This is a genomic window from Pandoraea commovens (assembly GCF_902459615.1).
Classification (GTDB): Bacteria; Pseudomonadota; Gammaproteobacteria; order Burkholderiales; family Burkholderiaceae; genus Pandoraea; species Pandoraea commovens.
This window is the reverse complement of the sequence record NZ_CABPSA010000003.1, coordinates 59,663-73,677: the sequence shown is the minus strand read 5'-3', so window position 1 is coordinate 73,677 and position 14,015 is coordinate 59,663. Positions and strand designations below refer to the sequence as shown.

Genomic DNA, 14,015 nt, shown 5'->3' with positions numbered 1-14,015 from the left:
CACGCATCAGCACTCAGGACTCGCATTCATGACGGTTTCGACGGTACCCAAGGTAAGAATTGCGCTGATCGCGCACGACAAGAAGAAGGACGAGATCCTCGCGGTCGCACGCGACTATGTCGAGGTGCTGCGTCAATGCCAGCTCGTCGCGACGGGCACGACCGGCGGGCGCATCGCCACGGAACTCGGCCTCGACGTCGAGCGCATGCTCTCCGGCCCGCACGGCGGCGACTTGCAGATCGGCGCACAACTGGCCGAGGGGCGAGTGGACATGGTGCTGTTCCTGCGCGACCCCATGACACCGCAGCCGCACGAACCCGACATCAACGCATTGGTGCGTGCTTGCGACGTGCACAACGTACCGTGTGCGACCAACAGCTCGACGGCGCGTCTGCTGCTCGAACAGTTGATCGTGCGACTGGCAGCACAACCATCCGCTTGAGCGTCGACACGTTCGACGGCAACGCCGCAGCAAGACACTACCCAGACAGAAAGGAGCGAGGAAGACAACCATGACGAAAGCCATTCGCATCGAACAGAACGGCGGCCCCGAAGTAATGAAGTGGGTCGATGTCGAAGTCGGCGAGCCCGGTCCGGGCGAGGCGCGTGTGCGCCACAACGCCGTGGGGCTGAATTACATCGACGTCTATTTCCGCACGGGCTTGTATCCGCAGCCGCTGCCCGCCGGTCTCGGCATGGAAGCGGCGGGCGTGGTCGAAGCGGTGGGCGAGGGTGTGACGCATGTGAAGCCCGGCGACCGTGTGGCCTACGCGAGCCGTCCGTGCGGCGCTTACTCGCAGGCGCGCGTGATGCCCGCTGCACCGCTGGTGCGTGTGCCCGATAACATCAGCGACGATCAGGCCGCCGCCATGATGCTGCAAGGCATGACGGCGCAGTACCTGCTGCGTCGCACGTATCCGGTCAAGGCCGGGGACACGATTCTGATTCACGCCGCCGCAGGAGGCGTGGGGCTGATCGTGTGTCAGTGGGCGAAGGCGCTGGGCGCGACGGTGATCGGCACCGTAGGCTCGGATGAGAAGGCCGCGCTGGTGCGTCAGCACGGCTGCGATCACCCGATCGTCTACACCCGCGAGAACTTCGTCGAGCGTGTGAAAGAGATTACCGGCGGCGAAGGCGTGCCGGTCGTGTACGACTCCATCGGCAAAGACACCTTCATCGGCTCGCTCGACTGCCTGCGTCCGCTGGGCACGATGGTGAACTTCGGTAACGCGTCCGGCCCCGTCACGCAAATCAACACGGCGGATCTGGTGTCGCGCGGCTCGCTGTTTTTCACGCGCCCCACGCTGTTCAACTACACGGCCAAGCGTGCCGATCTGGAGGCCACAGCCAACGAATTGTTCGACGTCGTCGGCAAGGGCACGGTCAAGATCGAGGTGAATCAGCGTTATGCGCTGGCCGACGTCGCACAGGCGCATCGCGATCTCGAAGCGCGCAAGACCACCGGGTCGACGTTGTTGATGCCCTAAGGCACTTGCGCGCGGTTTGCACGTTTTGCGCGATGCCAATGAAAAAGGACGCCTCGGCGTCCTTTTTCGATTTCTGCGATGCGTGAGCGTCAGCGAGCATCAGGCCCGCTGGGTGAACACATGCGCACGCGCGTCCTCGCGCACATCGACCGGCAGGCGCTTGATGAGCCAGTGGACCACCATGCCGATCACGACCACGTCGTCGAGCAAACCGAACACCGGTACGAAATCGGGGATCAGATCGATGGGGCTGAGCAGATAGACGGCGAGCAACACCACGGCAGGCAACAGCCAGCGCGGACGGCGCGGGTCACGGGCCGCATGCCAGAGCACGCGGAAATCATGACGGGCGATTTGCCACAGACGAAGAAAACGCTTCACTTGCAGACTCCTAGTGCCAATGCGTCCGCCAGGAAGCCCCGGTCAGGGCCGGGCAATGTTGGACGCCCAAAAACAATTTCACTCTATCGACACGAACGTCGCTCAATATCAATTGAATATCGTGCAATTTGTCCCGATTATACGCAATCGACATGCTGTGTGCAGAGCCGCGCTCAACCGCCGATGACATGTATTCCATGCGTAACAATGAAATAAGACATCGTTCGGCCGGGACGGTTTCATCGGCGCGGGAAAGGGGGAGTAAAGGGGAAGGAAAGGGGAAGGAAAGGGTGGTGGCGAGGCTAACGTCGCGGGGCGTGCAAAAAGGGACGTCTGGGATAGCGGTTGCGGCGGGATTGTGGCGGCGGGATAATTCCTGGGCCGACGTGGTCAATCCTACTTTCCCCCTTCGTCCACCTTTTTTCGGACGCACCCAAACGCCATCATGACCGACGCTCAAGATCCGAAATCGCCGCAGCAGCCGTCCAAGCCCGAATCCGATACGAGTAAGAGCGCAACCTCGCCGACGGCCCCGGCCGCCCCGGCACACGAATCTGCAAAACACAGCGACTCACCCGCGGACTCGCCCGCGACGCGTTCGTCCGAGTACGTGGCACCCGCGTCGCCCGCGACACCGCGTCCCACGGCAAAGCCAGTCGCCGGTACGGCCGAAGGTTCGGGTGATATGCCGCCTAATCCCGACACGCTGACACGTCCTGCGCCGCCTGCCGAGCAAGGCAGCGCGGTGCGATCCGATGGGTCGGACGATTCGAAGGCCGAGACACCCGCATCCGGTGCGCCTGCGGCCAAGCCGGCTGCGCCTGCCTCGGCGGCCGAAGTGGCGTCCGACCGCAATCCGATCGGCTCCCCCGTTCCGAAATCCGGCGACGACGTTAAGGCGGCCGGTGTGGGGAGTGCCGGGGGCAACATCGGCGAGACGGGGGCAGGTGCCGCCGGTGGTGCGGGCGGCGGTGCAGGCGGTGGTGAGCCACCGCATCAACCGTCGTTCGGCGCAACCGGGCCGCGTCCTGGCAGTCCGGCGTCGATGGGCGGTCAGCCGTCGTACTTGCAGGCGGGCGACTCGCCGTGGTCGGTGCTGCGCCGGATCATGTCCGCGCGCTTTCGTGCCTGGTACGACCGCGCCGGTCAGCGCATTACGCAACGCACGCTGAAGATCGGCATCTCGGCGCGTATCTTCCATCCGGAACCCGGTTCGAAGGGATTGCGCAGCAAAACGCTGCAATACCTGGAAGAGTCGATTGCGCACTGGGTGATGTCGCGCGATGTGCTCGTCTTCATGATTCCGACGGTGGACACGCAAGGCTTGCTTCACCCGAGCCACATTCGTCTTCACGATTACGCGAAGCACCTCGACGGGCTGGTCTTGCAGGGCGGGGCCGACGTCTCACCGCTGACCTATTCGGAAGTGGCGACGCGTCACGAATGGCAGGGCGACCGCATGCGTGACATGTACGAACTGGAATTGCTCCATGAGTTTGTCGAGCAGGGCAAGCCGATTCTCGGCGTCTGCCGTGGCTGCCAACTGATCAACGTGGCGTTCGGCGGCACGTTGCATCAGGACATTGCGACGGATTTGCCCGAAGCGATCCCGCACGTCACGGAAACGTACGAACACAATCGTCATACGCTCACATTCCCGGAAGGGTCGTCGCTCGCGCAGATGCTGGCGCCGGTCGATGTACCGATCGTCAACTCGATTCACCACCAGTCGGTCAAGACGCTGGGGCGCGATCTGAGCGTAGAGGCGGTGTGTGCGGAAGACGGTGTGGTGGAGGCGATTCGCTACCGCAAGGCACCGTTCGTGATGGGCTTGCAGTGGCACCCGGAATTCCACCGCGCAGGCGGTCCGGAGTTTCTGGATTGCACGCCGGTGCTGGACAACTTCCTGCGTGCCGCACGCGAGACGCGTTTCTGATGTGACGGACCAAGGGGGCGGCGCTGTTCTACGCAGCGTCGTAGCGCCCAGATCATACGTTGATGCAATAAAAAATGGCAGCCCGAAGGCTGCCATTTTCATGTCAGGAGCACCGCGATACGACCGTCGGTGCTCACGCCACTTCGATGCTTAGAAGCGGTGACGGATGCCCGTGCCCACAACGGTTTGCGAGCTGGTCGACGACATACCGCCGGCAGCGCCGACACCGGCTTGGAGGCCCGTGCCTTCGTTGTCGGAGATGTGCTGGTACGAACCCGTCAGGTACACATCGGTGCGCTTCGACAGACGGTAGTCAGCTTGCAGCGTAACGGTGTGGAACTTCGGCTTCTTGTCCGTCGAATCTTGCTTGGCCATCGTGTACGTGTACGCGGCCGACAGCGAGACTGCCGGGGTCAGCATGTAGCGACCGTTGACTTCGAAGTTGTCGAACTTCAGGCCGTCGTTGCCGAAAGCAACTGCGGTGCTGTTGTAGTTCAGACCCGTCAGACCTTGCAGTTGGGTGTGGGTGTACACCAGGCCGACCGTTGCCGGGCCGAAGGCGTAGTTACCACCGATACCCCAGACGCGTTGCTTCGACGACTGGAACACCGAATCACCACCTGCCGACGTGTCGACAGCGCCCGTGCCGTTGTTGTTACCCGGATTGCCTTGACGCTCCAAGTAAGCAGCAGCAACCGTCAGCGGGCCGTTTGCGTAGTTCACGCCGGCGCTGAATGCACGGTTGTTGGCGAAGTCACCAGCCTTGTTCGAGAAGCCATACAGGCCGCCGAACGTCAGGCCGTTGTAGTTGGCGCTCGAGTACTTGACCGAGTTGTTCACACGGAACGAGTTGTTCGTGTTGTCGTTGTCATACGGGTGCGAAGCGATCGTGCCGCCGAACGACGAACCGTTCAGGGTCAGCGGTGCCAGGTAGTCGACCAGCGAGTCGTACTGACGACCGATCGTCACAGCGCCGAAGCGATCGTTTTGCAGACCAACGAAGGCTTGACGACCGAACATGCGGCCGTTTTGGCCCGACGTGCCGTTGTTGATCGAGAAACCGTTTTCCAGCACGAAGATGGCCTTGTTACCGCCACCCAGGTCTTCCGAGCCCTTCAGGCCCCAACGGCTGCCGTTGACCAGGCCGCTCGTTGCACGGAAGTTCTTCGAACCCGAAGCCGACGACGTCGTCGAGTTGCTCGTGTAAGCGACGCCAGCGTCGATCAAGCCGTACAGGGTGACGCTGCTTTGAGCGTGCGCGGTCATCGAGAACGCGCCGACGACGGCAGCGGCAAGAAGAGTTTTTTTCATGGTTTAAGCTCCAGTAACGTGACACGAATCGCAGAATTCGCGTGTAAACAGAACGCGGCGAAACAGAACATGTCGAGGTGACGATTCATCACGCTTCATCACTCGCGGACCCGTACAGCTATCGGCACTGCTCTGTTGACAGGGGGCAGTGTATGAGTCACCGCTACTCCCGCCTATTTCAGAATCCGCAAGAATCTATTTCAGATATGAAAAGAATCTGTGAGACACGTCCTAAAGCGTTGTCGGACAAGGGATTGGCTTGATTAAGCGTAGGCGAGAAATCGCGATGCAAGCGATGTGTGTTGCGCTCGGGACACAGTGTGATGTGCAAGTGAAAGCGCGCGCGAAGCATTGCCAGCACTGGTTTTGCGCGCGACATGCATGTTCGCGTTAAGTTCCATCGCAGTGAATGCACGCGGCGGTGACGGCTCGCGCGCCCGATGCGTCGCGAGAAAAGTGCGATGTGAATTTGTGTGAAGAAGTGAGTGCGTTGCTGTGATGTGCGACGTCGCTATATAGAGAGCGATTCATCGCCATGTCAGGTGGCTGCCATCTCACTGTCATGGGGCTCACGTACTCGCGCGTATTGAGCCATTTCTGAGATATTGGCAAGCGCGTGAAATCGTCGCGTGCCAAAAAGGCCTTTATTTATGGGGTTTTACGGACTATTGCGAGTCGCCGAATAATTCATTGCGTCGAATGATGACAATGATTTTCGCGTGCGCACCTATACTACGTTTCGCGAGAAGTAGACTTTTGCGTTGAGTGAAAAGTCTCCAAACCTTGGCGCGGCCTCATCGGCCGCGCTTTTTTTTGCCCGCGATTTTCGTGTCGGAAAAACTAGGCGTAATGCCTTGTGCTGAGCGCTTCACCGCAATCGCGAACATGCGGAATGCTCAACTGCTTGAGCTTGCGATACAGCGATGCGCGACAGAATCCCAGCGTGCGCGCGGCCGCAGAAATGTTCCAGCGATGCTGTGCGAGTGCTTGCAGAATGCGCTCACGTTCCTGATCGTGCGGCGCGTGAGCATCGTCATGTGCACGATATTGCGTGTGCGAAGCAATGCTGGCGGCATAGGACGTTTCATCGATCCGAGCGTCGCGCGCTTCCTCGTGGTGATTCACCGGAGGTGTCGAGTGCAATGCACGCGACGACGCAAGTTCTGGCGGAAGATCGTCCACACACAAACGCTCCCCACTCATCACGGCACAGGCGTACCGCAGTGCCGCGCGCATCTGACGCAAATTCCCCGGCCACGCATGCGTGAGAAGACACGAGAGCGCGTCGGACGTCAAACGCGCGAGCGCCTGATCGACACGCATCCCCGGCCATTCGTCGCACAACATGCGCGCGATCAGTTCGCGCTTGTCGTCGCGCTCACGCAAGGTGGGCAGCGTCAGCACGCCGACGGCAATCCGGTAGTAGAGGTCTTCTCGGAACGTGCCTTGTGCGACGGCGCTTGCCAGATCCTGATGCGTGGCACAGATCAGTTGGACATCGACCGGCACCGGCTGACTTGCCCCTAGCGGTGTGACTTCACGTTCCGATAGCACGCGCAGCAAACGCGTCTGCATCGCGTACGGCATGTCGCCGATTTCGTCGAGGAACAGCGTGCCGCCATCGGCTTGCTGCATCTTCCCTTTCATCCCCCCAGGCAACGCGCCGGAGAAGGCGCCGCGCTGATAGCCGAACAGCTCGCTCTCGATCAGATGCTCAGGCAGCGATGCTGTATTGATGGCGACGAACGCCTGTGCGCGTCGCTCGCTGTACTCGTGCAACGCGCGGGCGAGAAACTCTTTGCCAGTGCCCGTCTCACCGAGAATCAGCACGGGCAGGCCACGGTCGACGAAGCGTTTGCCGCGCGCGAGCAGATCGCGCATGCGGGCATCGGTGCCGCACAAGTCGTCGATAGCGAGGTAATCGGGGCGAAGCTGACGGGACGCCGAGGCGGGCGCGGCGGCGGCTGGCACGCGCACGACACGCTCGGCAAGCGCGGCGATGTTGTTGAATGCGGTATTGGCACTATGGGCACTGGCTGCGCCGAGGGGGGCGGCGTGGCCGACAGGTCGAGCGGGGGCGGACGCTACAGCGAGGTGAGCGGGCATGACTTGTCTCCTTCTCGTATTGGTACGAAAGGGCGCCGTCGGTGGCTTGTGGCCTGGCGATTCCTGACGTCTCTTTATGTTGCGGCTGGCTCGGGTGACCTACCGCCAAAGCAGGATACGACCGCACAGTCATAACATCCAATACAATATTGATGCGCTATTAATACCTCAGGGGTATCAAATGATCGAGTTGCGCCATTTTCAGTACTTCGTGGTGCTCGCGCAGACACTGCACTTTGGCCGCGCAGCCCAGCAGTTGCACATCTCCCAGCCGCCGCTCTCGCGTCAGATTGCCTTGATGGAGGCGGAGCTGGGGGTTCAGTTGTTCGAGCGGACGAACCGCAGCGTGCGACTCACGCGGGCGGGCAATCGCTTCTATCAGGACGCGGTAGAAATCCTCAACGCCGTCGATCGCGCGCGTCGCAACGTGGTGGCGGCCAGCCGGGGGGAAGATGGCGCGATTACGGTCGGCTTCATGATGTCCTCGGCTTACAACATCCTCCCGGCGCTTACGCGGACATACGCAGCGGCGTTCTCGCGCGTCGACATGAAACTTGCGGAGACGCTGCCGAACCTGCTGGCAGAGGCCGTGCGCGCTGGTCAGACCGACGTCGGCATCATGTATCGCCCAGAGGACCTGACCGGCCTCGACACGGCGACGGTGTTTCGCGAAGAGATGGTGGCGGTGATTCCCCGCACGCACCCGCTGGCGAAGGTGCGCGTGCTCGACGCGGCGCAACTGGCCGAGGAATCGTTCGTGAGCATCCCGCGCGAGATCGCGCCGCTCGTCTACGATCTGGTCGTCACCCACTGCCGCCGCTCCGGGTTCTCGCCGCACATCCGGCTCGAAACGAACCTTCAGCAGACGATCATCAACCTCGTGGGGGAGGGGCTGGGTGTGGCGATGGTGCCGATGTCGATGAGCAGCGCGAGTGCGTCCGGCAATGCGGTGTTCAAGCCGCTGCGCAATGCGCCGGTGGCGGAGGTGGCGCTGCTATGGAGCCGGGACAATCACAACCCGTGCGTGGCGACGTTCGTGGAGAATGCGCGCAGTGTGTGGCGCGAGATGCAGCGTGCGCCCGGTGCGCGGCTGGTGCCCGATCTGCCGGACACCAGCGTGCTCTGAGGCTAAGAGGGCGTTGTGCGCGACGATCGCGTCGCGCCAGCCTTCCTCAGATTTCCAGAATCCCGGCGGCCACGAAGCCGCCGTCGACCGGCAGGATATGGCCGGTGACATACGATGCGTCGTCCGACGCGAGAAAACTCACCGCACCGGCAATCTCATGCGGCTGTCCGTAGCGCCCGAGCGGCGTCGTCTCCGTATAGTGACGGCGCGAAACGTCCGAGTGCAGCACTTTGGTCAGCGGCGTGTCGATGGGGCCGGGGGCGATCCCATTGGCGGTAATGCCGAAGGGGGCGAGTTCGATGGCCATCTGGCGCGTCAGACCGATTACTGCCGCCTTCGACGTGCCGTACGCCGTGCGTCCGGCACTGGCGAGAATGCCTGCGACCGACGCCAGATTGACGATCCGTCCCCAGCGCTGCTCGCGCATGAGTCGCGCGGCGTGCTGCCCGCACAGCAACGTGCCCGTCAGATTGACGGCCATGACCTGATGCCAGTGATCGAGCGGGTAGTCGAGAAACGGGAACGTTTTGGCGACGCCCGCATTGTTCACCAGCACGTCGCAGCGCCCGTGCCGCTTGGCAATCTGTGCAAAGCCGTCGGCAATCGACGCCTCCTCACCCACGTTCATGCCCAGCGCCCACGCGCGGCCACCTGACGCACTCAGCGCTGCGGCCGTCTCCGTCGCCGCGCCTTCGTTCAGATCGGCCACGACAACCGTCATGCCATCCTTGATCAGACGTTCGCAAATGGCGGCGCCAATACCCATTCCACCGCCCGTGACTACTGCTACCTTCTCCGTCATGCTATGGACTCCTAAATATACTGATGGCTACAGCACGGGCCCCGCCGCCAGCTAAGCGGCGGAGCCCGTCGGTGATATCGCGAAACCGTTAGGGGGTTAGCGTTACTTCAGGAAACCGATCGAGATCCAGGGGATGAAGACCACGATGAGCAGGGCGACGAGCAGTGCGCCCATGTAGGTCCACATCCGATTGAACACTTTGTCGGGTGATGTCTTGCCGATGGCGCACGCGGCGTAGAAGCCCACGCCGAGCGGCGGTGCGAACAGGCCCATCCCCATCGAGAGAATGACGACCATCGCATAGTGCACGTCGTGAATGCCAAGCGAGCGGGCGACCGGGAACAGCAGCGGGCCGAACAGCACGATGGCCGGAATGCCTTCGAGCACGCTGCCGAGCACGATGAACACGACCATCGAGATGAGCAGGAAGCCGACTTGACCGCCCGGCACACCGTGCATCAGGCCGACGAGCTTCGCGGAGAAACCCGATTGTGTGAGCGCCCAGGCCATGGCCGTCGCCATACCGATGATCAGCAGAATCGCGCCGGAGAGTGCAGCCGTTTCCGTGAGCAGCGGATAGAGACGTTTGAAATTCAGGTGCTTCTTGAAGGCGTGAACGATCAGCCCGATCACGATCGTGTAAGCGATACCGATGGTCGAGACTTCCGTCGCTGTGGCCGCACCTTCGATCACCGCCGTACGGATCAGAATCGGCAGCGCGAGGGCAGGCAGCGCCACGATAAACGTCTTGCCGATGACGCCCCACGGTGCGCGACGTGCTGCGCTCGGCGCTTCCTTGCGCGAGCGGGCAAAGCACACGACGACGATGGCGAGCGTGGCGATCACGGCGGGCAGAAGACCGCCGACGAAGAGCGCAGTGATCGAGACACCGCACACCGCACCGATGGTGATAAGTACTAGGCTCGGCGGAATCGTCTCCGTCATCGCGCCCGTGGCGGACAGCAGCGCCACCAGGTCTTCCTGCTTCGAACCGCGACGTTGCATTTCGGGGAATAGCGCCGGGGCGACGGCCGCCATGTCGGCCGCCTTCGAGCCGGAGATGCCCGAGACGAGGAACATCGCACCGAGCAACACGTATTGCAGGCCGCCGCGCACATGGCCGAGCAGCGACGCCATGAATTCGATCAGGCTACGTGCCAGACCGCTCATCTCGATGAGTGCGCCCAGCAGCACGAACAGCGGCACCGACAGCAGCACGAGGCCGGACATGCCTTCGTCCATGCGGCTCACGACGATTTGCAGCGGTGCATCCGTCACGAGCGCCAGATAGGCGAGTGTGGCGGTCCCGAAGGCAAACGCAATCGGAATACCACCGGCCACGCATGCGCCGACGATCAGCACGAAGAAGATCAGCAAGTTGTAGTTGCCCATCGCGATCAGCGCGGGACGGCCGAGCCAAAGGGCTGCACCGAGGGCCGCGACGAATAGCACGCCGAGGCCGAACTGACGCGCACTGGAGCAGCGCGCCATGCGCGAGATCGCGGCAATGAGCATGAGTGCCGCGCCCACCGGCAGGGCAGCTGCGCGCAGCCCGTCGGGGATTTCCAGCGCGGGCGTGGTGATGTCCATCTGTTCGATGGCATGCGTGTACGCGGGCATGATGATGAGCGCAACGAACACGCACACCGTCAGCGCGGCCATGGTCTGGAACCAGTCGCGCCAGGCAGCGGGAAGTTTGTTGACGATGGCGGACAAGCGCATGTGCTCGCCCCGGTCCAGGGCGATCACGGCACCGAGCATCGAAAGCCAGATGAACAGAATCTGCGCGAGCTCGTCCGACCACGTGAGCGGATTGTCGAACCCGTAACGCGAGACCACGCCCGCGAGCAGGATGAGAGTTTCCGCCACCACCAGCAGCACGGCAACCGCCTCGGTGACTTTCATCACCGCGCGGTTGACGTGGCAGAAGAGGCGGGCGAGCGCGTGCGTCGGCTCGGCCGTCATCGTCAACGTTTCCATTTACGCGAGCTTCCCAGTGTACTTTTCCAACATGGCCCATGCTTCGTCGCCAAACTTCTTGTGCCATTCGGCGTAGAAGCCGGCGGCGCGAAGCTTGTCGCGGAACTGCTCATTGTTCGGGGCGTTGAACACCAGACCCTTCTGCTTGAGCTCGGCCATCACGCCATCGTTGAGCTTGCGCACGTCGTCGCGCTGCGCCATGGCGGCAGCGTTCACGTTGGCGGTGACAATCTCCTGAAGGTCCTTCGGCAGCTTGTCCCACTTCTGCTTGTTGGCGAGGAACCAGAAACCGTCCCACATGTGGTTCGTCATCGACACGTACTTCTGGACTTCGTAGAGCTTGGCCGTGGTCAGCAGCGCCAGCGGGTTTTCCTGCGCTTCGACGATGTGCGTTTGCAGGGCCGAATACACTTCGGCGAAGTTGATCGACGTGGGCGACGAATCGAACGCCTTGAACATCGACGTCCACAGCGGGCTCGTCGGCACGCGGATCTTCAGACCCTTGAGGTCGGTCGGCGAGTTGATCGGACGGCTGCTCGTGGTGATCTGGCGATAACCGTTCTCCCAGATCTTGTCGAACGCGAACACGGTCGTCTTCGAGATCTGGCCGCGCACGTGCGCACCGAGATCGCCGTCCATGGCCGCCCACACCTGGCTGTAATCCTTGAACGCGAAGCCCACGCCCGAAATCTGTGCGGACGGTACGAGCGTGCCGAGAATCAGTGGCGAGAGCGTGAAGTAGTCGATGGCACCCGAGCGAATCTGGCTCAGCATGTCGCTGTCGGAGCCGAGCTGATTGTTCGGATAGATCTGGAAGTCGATGCGGCCTTTCGATTGCTCCGCGATCTTCTGCGCCATCTCCTTGGCGCGGATGTTCATCGGATGGCTGACCGGCAGGTTATTGGCGAACTTCAGTGTGAATTCGGCAGCATGCGCCTGCGTCTGATACAACCCCGTAGCGGCGGCGGCCGATGTGGCGGCCACAACCTTGATGAAGTGGCGGCGATCCATGGTGCTCATACTGCATGTCTCCTGTTTATTGGTTTGGTGACTGCGTCTGAAGCGCAGGGCGTGCACACGTGCTGCCGTGCAACGTCCCGGCCAACTCGGAAAAGTGGCTGGCTAATCTTACGCAAATCGAATGCCAGTTCGGCATCCGAACGGGAAAACCCTTACGTTGTTAAGCATTAGTGAAATCCCGGGGGGAGTGCTGGGCGTGCGCCGTGCGCCTGTCACAGGCCTTTCATCAGGCGCAACAAGCCTTCGCGGCGATGTCTCGGGCGCGGCGCGTTTTGCTGCGCGTGCGCGACTCGGCCGAACCCAGCAAACATGCGGGTGTGACACCTGTCGCATTTCGTCGACGCCTTGCGACACTTGTCGCAAATGTCGCCGCGCCCGGTGCGACAGGTGTCGCACGCACTTCGGCGTGCGAGTCATTGTTGCGGCACAGCAAATTTGCTTCACCTGGCGTGCTTAAGAATTCACTTGATGGGCTAGTGACTCCCGCTTTACGCTTGCGTCAATTGCACAGGCGCCACAAGCGCGGCAAGAGAATGACCTCGCAACGACGACTGACCGGGCCGTCGATGTGGCAGATCGGGTGTCGCGTCACGCGCATGCAGACGCCTTGCAGGGATCTGGCATCGAAATTGCTCACCGGAGTCTGGATGACCCCAATTTTCCGGAGACACTTCATGGTTGCTGCATGCCTTACCGGCTGGGCCCACTCCCAGTTCGGCAAACTCGATAACGTCGACGCCGAGGTCCTGCTGGCCGACGTCGCCCAGGCCGCCCTCGACGATGCGGGCCTCTCGCCCGAACAGATCGATTCCATTCACGTCGGCACCTTCAACGGCGGTTTCCTGTATCAGGACTTCCCGTCGTCGCTCATCTTCAACCGCATTCCCGGCCTGCGTTTCAAACCCGCCACACGCTACGAAAATGCGTGCGCGACCGGTTCGGCTGCCGTGCACGGCGGGTTGCAATCCATCGAAGCGGGCAAAGCCACACATGTGCTCGTGATCGGCTTCGAGAAGATGACCGAACTCGCCACGCCGCAGGTCGGTGAAGTGCTGCTCAAGTGTTCGTATGCACGTGAGGAGGCCGGGATTCCCGGTGGCTTCGCGGGCGTGTTCGGCACCATCGCGCAGGCCTACTTCGACCGCTACGGCGATCAGTCCGATGCGCTCGCGCGCATTGCCGCGAAGAACCATCGCAACGGCTCGGTGAATCCGTACGCGCATATGCGTCGCGACTTTGGCTACGACTTCTGCCGCAACGTCTCCGAGAAGAACCCGTTCGTGGCCGGGCCGCTCAAGCGCACCGACTGTTCGATGGTGTCGGACGGTGCGGCTGCGCTCGTCATCTCCAAGGCGGACGTTGCACGCGGCATGCCCAAGGCGGTCGGCTTCCGCGCCGCTGTGCAGGTCAACGACTATCTGCCGCTCTCGCGCCGCGACCCGCTGGCGTTCGAAGGCGGGCAGCATGCATGGCGTCAGGCGCTGGGCGTGGCCGGGGTGTCGCTCAAGGATCTGTCGCTGGTCGAGACGCACGACTGCTTCACCATCGCCGAGCTCATCGAATACGAAGCGATGGGGCTGGCCAAGCCGGGGCAGGGCGCGAGTGTCCTCGCCGAAGGGTTGACGGAAAAGAACGGGCTGCTGCCGGTGAATCCCTCGGGCGGTCTGAAAGCGAAGGGGCATCCCGTGGGGGCTACCGGCGTCTCGATGCACGTCATGGCGGCCATGCAACTGACGGGTACGGCGGGCGACATGCAGATTCCCGATGCGAAGCTGGCGGGCGTCTTCAACATGGGCGGCGCGGCCGTGGCGAACTACGTGAGCATTCTCGAAGCGCGCTAAGCGTGCCGGGCCATCAAGGAGACGA

At 62.2% G+C, this 14,015-nt stretch carries 11 protein-coding genes; 5 read left to right on the top strand and 6 right to left on the bottom strand.

Going from position 1 to position 14,015, the window contains the following annotated elements:
* The first annotated feature begins 28 nt into the window (after nucleotides 1-28).
* Both PCO31010_RS10730 and PCO31010_RS10725 read left to right on the top strand, forming a co-directional pair.
* On the top strand, nucleotides 29-442 hold the full coding sequence (locus PCO31010_RS10730) for a methylglyoxal synthase (protein ID WP_150576353.1): 414 nt from the start codon (nucleotides 29-31) through the stop codon (nucleotides 440-442).
* Nucleotides 443-512: 70 nt separating this feature from the next.
* Nucleotides 513-1,487 (top strand): quinone oxidoreductase family protein, encoded by a 975-nt coding sequence (locus PCO31010_RS10725; protein WP_150664280.1) that lies wholly within the window; start codon nucleotides 513-515, stop codon nucleotides 1,485-1,487.
* 99 nt (nucleotides 1,488-1,586) lie between these two features.
* On the opposite strand, the gene PCO31010_RS10720 is transcribed toward PCO31010_RS10725, so the two are convergent.
* Nucleotides 1,587-1,868, bottom strand: a complete 282-nt coding sequence (locus PCO31010_RS10720; RefSeq protein ID WP_150664279.1) for a YkvA family protein — start codon at nucleotides 1,866-1,868, stop codon at nucleotides 1,587-1,589.
* A gap of 445 nt (nucleotides 1,869-2,313) precedes the next feature.
* On the opposite strand from PCO31010_RS10720, the gene PCO31010_RS10715 reads away from it, so the two are divergent.
* Complete coding sequence (locus tag PCO31010_RS10715; RefSeq protein ID WP_150664278.1) at nucleotides 2,314-3,804, top strand: type 1 glutamine amidotransferase; 1,491 nt, start codon at nucleotides 2,314-2,316, stop codon at nucleotides 3,802-3,804.
* Nucleotides 3,805-3,954: 150 nt separating this feature from the next.
* Here PCO31010_RS10715 and PCO31010_RS10710 read toward each other — a convergent pair whose 3' ends face one another.
* Together PCO31010_RS10710 and PCO31010_RS10705 are read right to left on the bottom strand one after the other, a co-directional pair.
* Nucleotides 3,955-5,115: a porin gene (locus tag PCO31010_RS10710; protein ID WP_150576357.1), complete on the bottom strand. Its 1,161-nt coding sequence runs from the start codon at nucleotides 5,113-5,115 to the stop codon at nucleotides 3,955-3,957.
* A gap of 840 nt (nucleotides 5,116-5,955) precedes the next feature.
* Nucleotides 5,956-7,221, bottom strand: coding sequence for a sigma-54-dependent Fis family transcriptional regulator (locus PCO31010_RS10705; protein ID WP_150664277.1), 1,266 nt, complete (start codon nucleotides 7,219-7,221; stop codon nucleotides 5,956-5,958).
* A gap of 181 nt (nucleotides 7,222-7,402) precedes the next feature.
* On the opposite strand from PCO31010_RS10705, the gene PCO31010_RS10700 reads away from it, so the two are divergent.
* Nucleotides 7,403-8,347, top strand: coding sequence for a LysR family transcriptional regulator (locus tag PCO31010_RS10700; protein WP_039400645.1), 945 nt, complete (start codon nucleotides 7,403-7,405; stop codon nucleotides 8,345-8,347).
* Between the two features lie 46 nt (nucleotides 8,348-8,393).
* Here the strand turns inward: PCO31010_RS10700 and PCO31010_RS10695 are convergent, their stop codons facing one another.
* From PCO31010_RS10695 to PCO31010_RS10685, 3 genes are all read right to left on the bottom strand, one after another.
* A complete protein-coding gene (locus tag PCO31010_RS10695) occupies nucleotides 8,394-9,149 on the bottom strand; it encodes an SDR family NAD(P)-dependent oxidoreductase (protein WP_150576360.1) in 756 nt (251 codons plus the stop codon).
* A 102-nt stretch (nucleotides 9,150-9,251) separates the two neighbouring features.
* Entirely contained in the window at nucleotides 9,252-11,114 is a 1,863-nt protein-coding gene (locus PCO31010_RS10690) for a TRAP transporter large permease (RefSeq protein ID WP_246184579.1), read from the bottom strand.
* A 15-nt stretch (nucleotides 11,115-11,129) separates the two neighbouring features.
* The gene (locus PCO31010_RS10685) at nucleotides 11,130-12,149 is read right to left on the bottom strand and encodes a TRAP transporter substrate-binding protein (protein WP_150664275.1); all 1,020 of its coding nucleotides are present in this window, start codon (nucleotides 12,147-12,149) and stop codon (nucleotides 11,130-11,132) included.
* Between the two features lie 674 nt (nucleotides 12,150-12,823).
* Here PCO31010_RS10685 and PCO31010_RS10680 point away from each other — a divergent pair.
* Nucleotides 12,824-13,990, top strand: coding sequence for an acetyl-CoA acetyltransferase (locus PCO31010_RS10680; RefSeq protein ID WP_150664274.1), 1,167 nt, complete (start codon nucleotides 12,824-12,826; stop codon nucleotides 13,988-13,990).
* The last annotated feature ends 25 nt before the right edge of the window (nucleotides 13,991-14,015 follow it).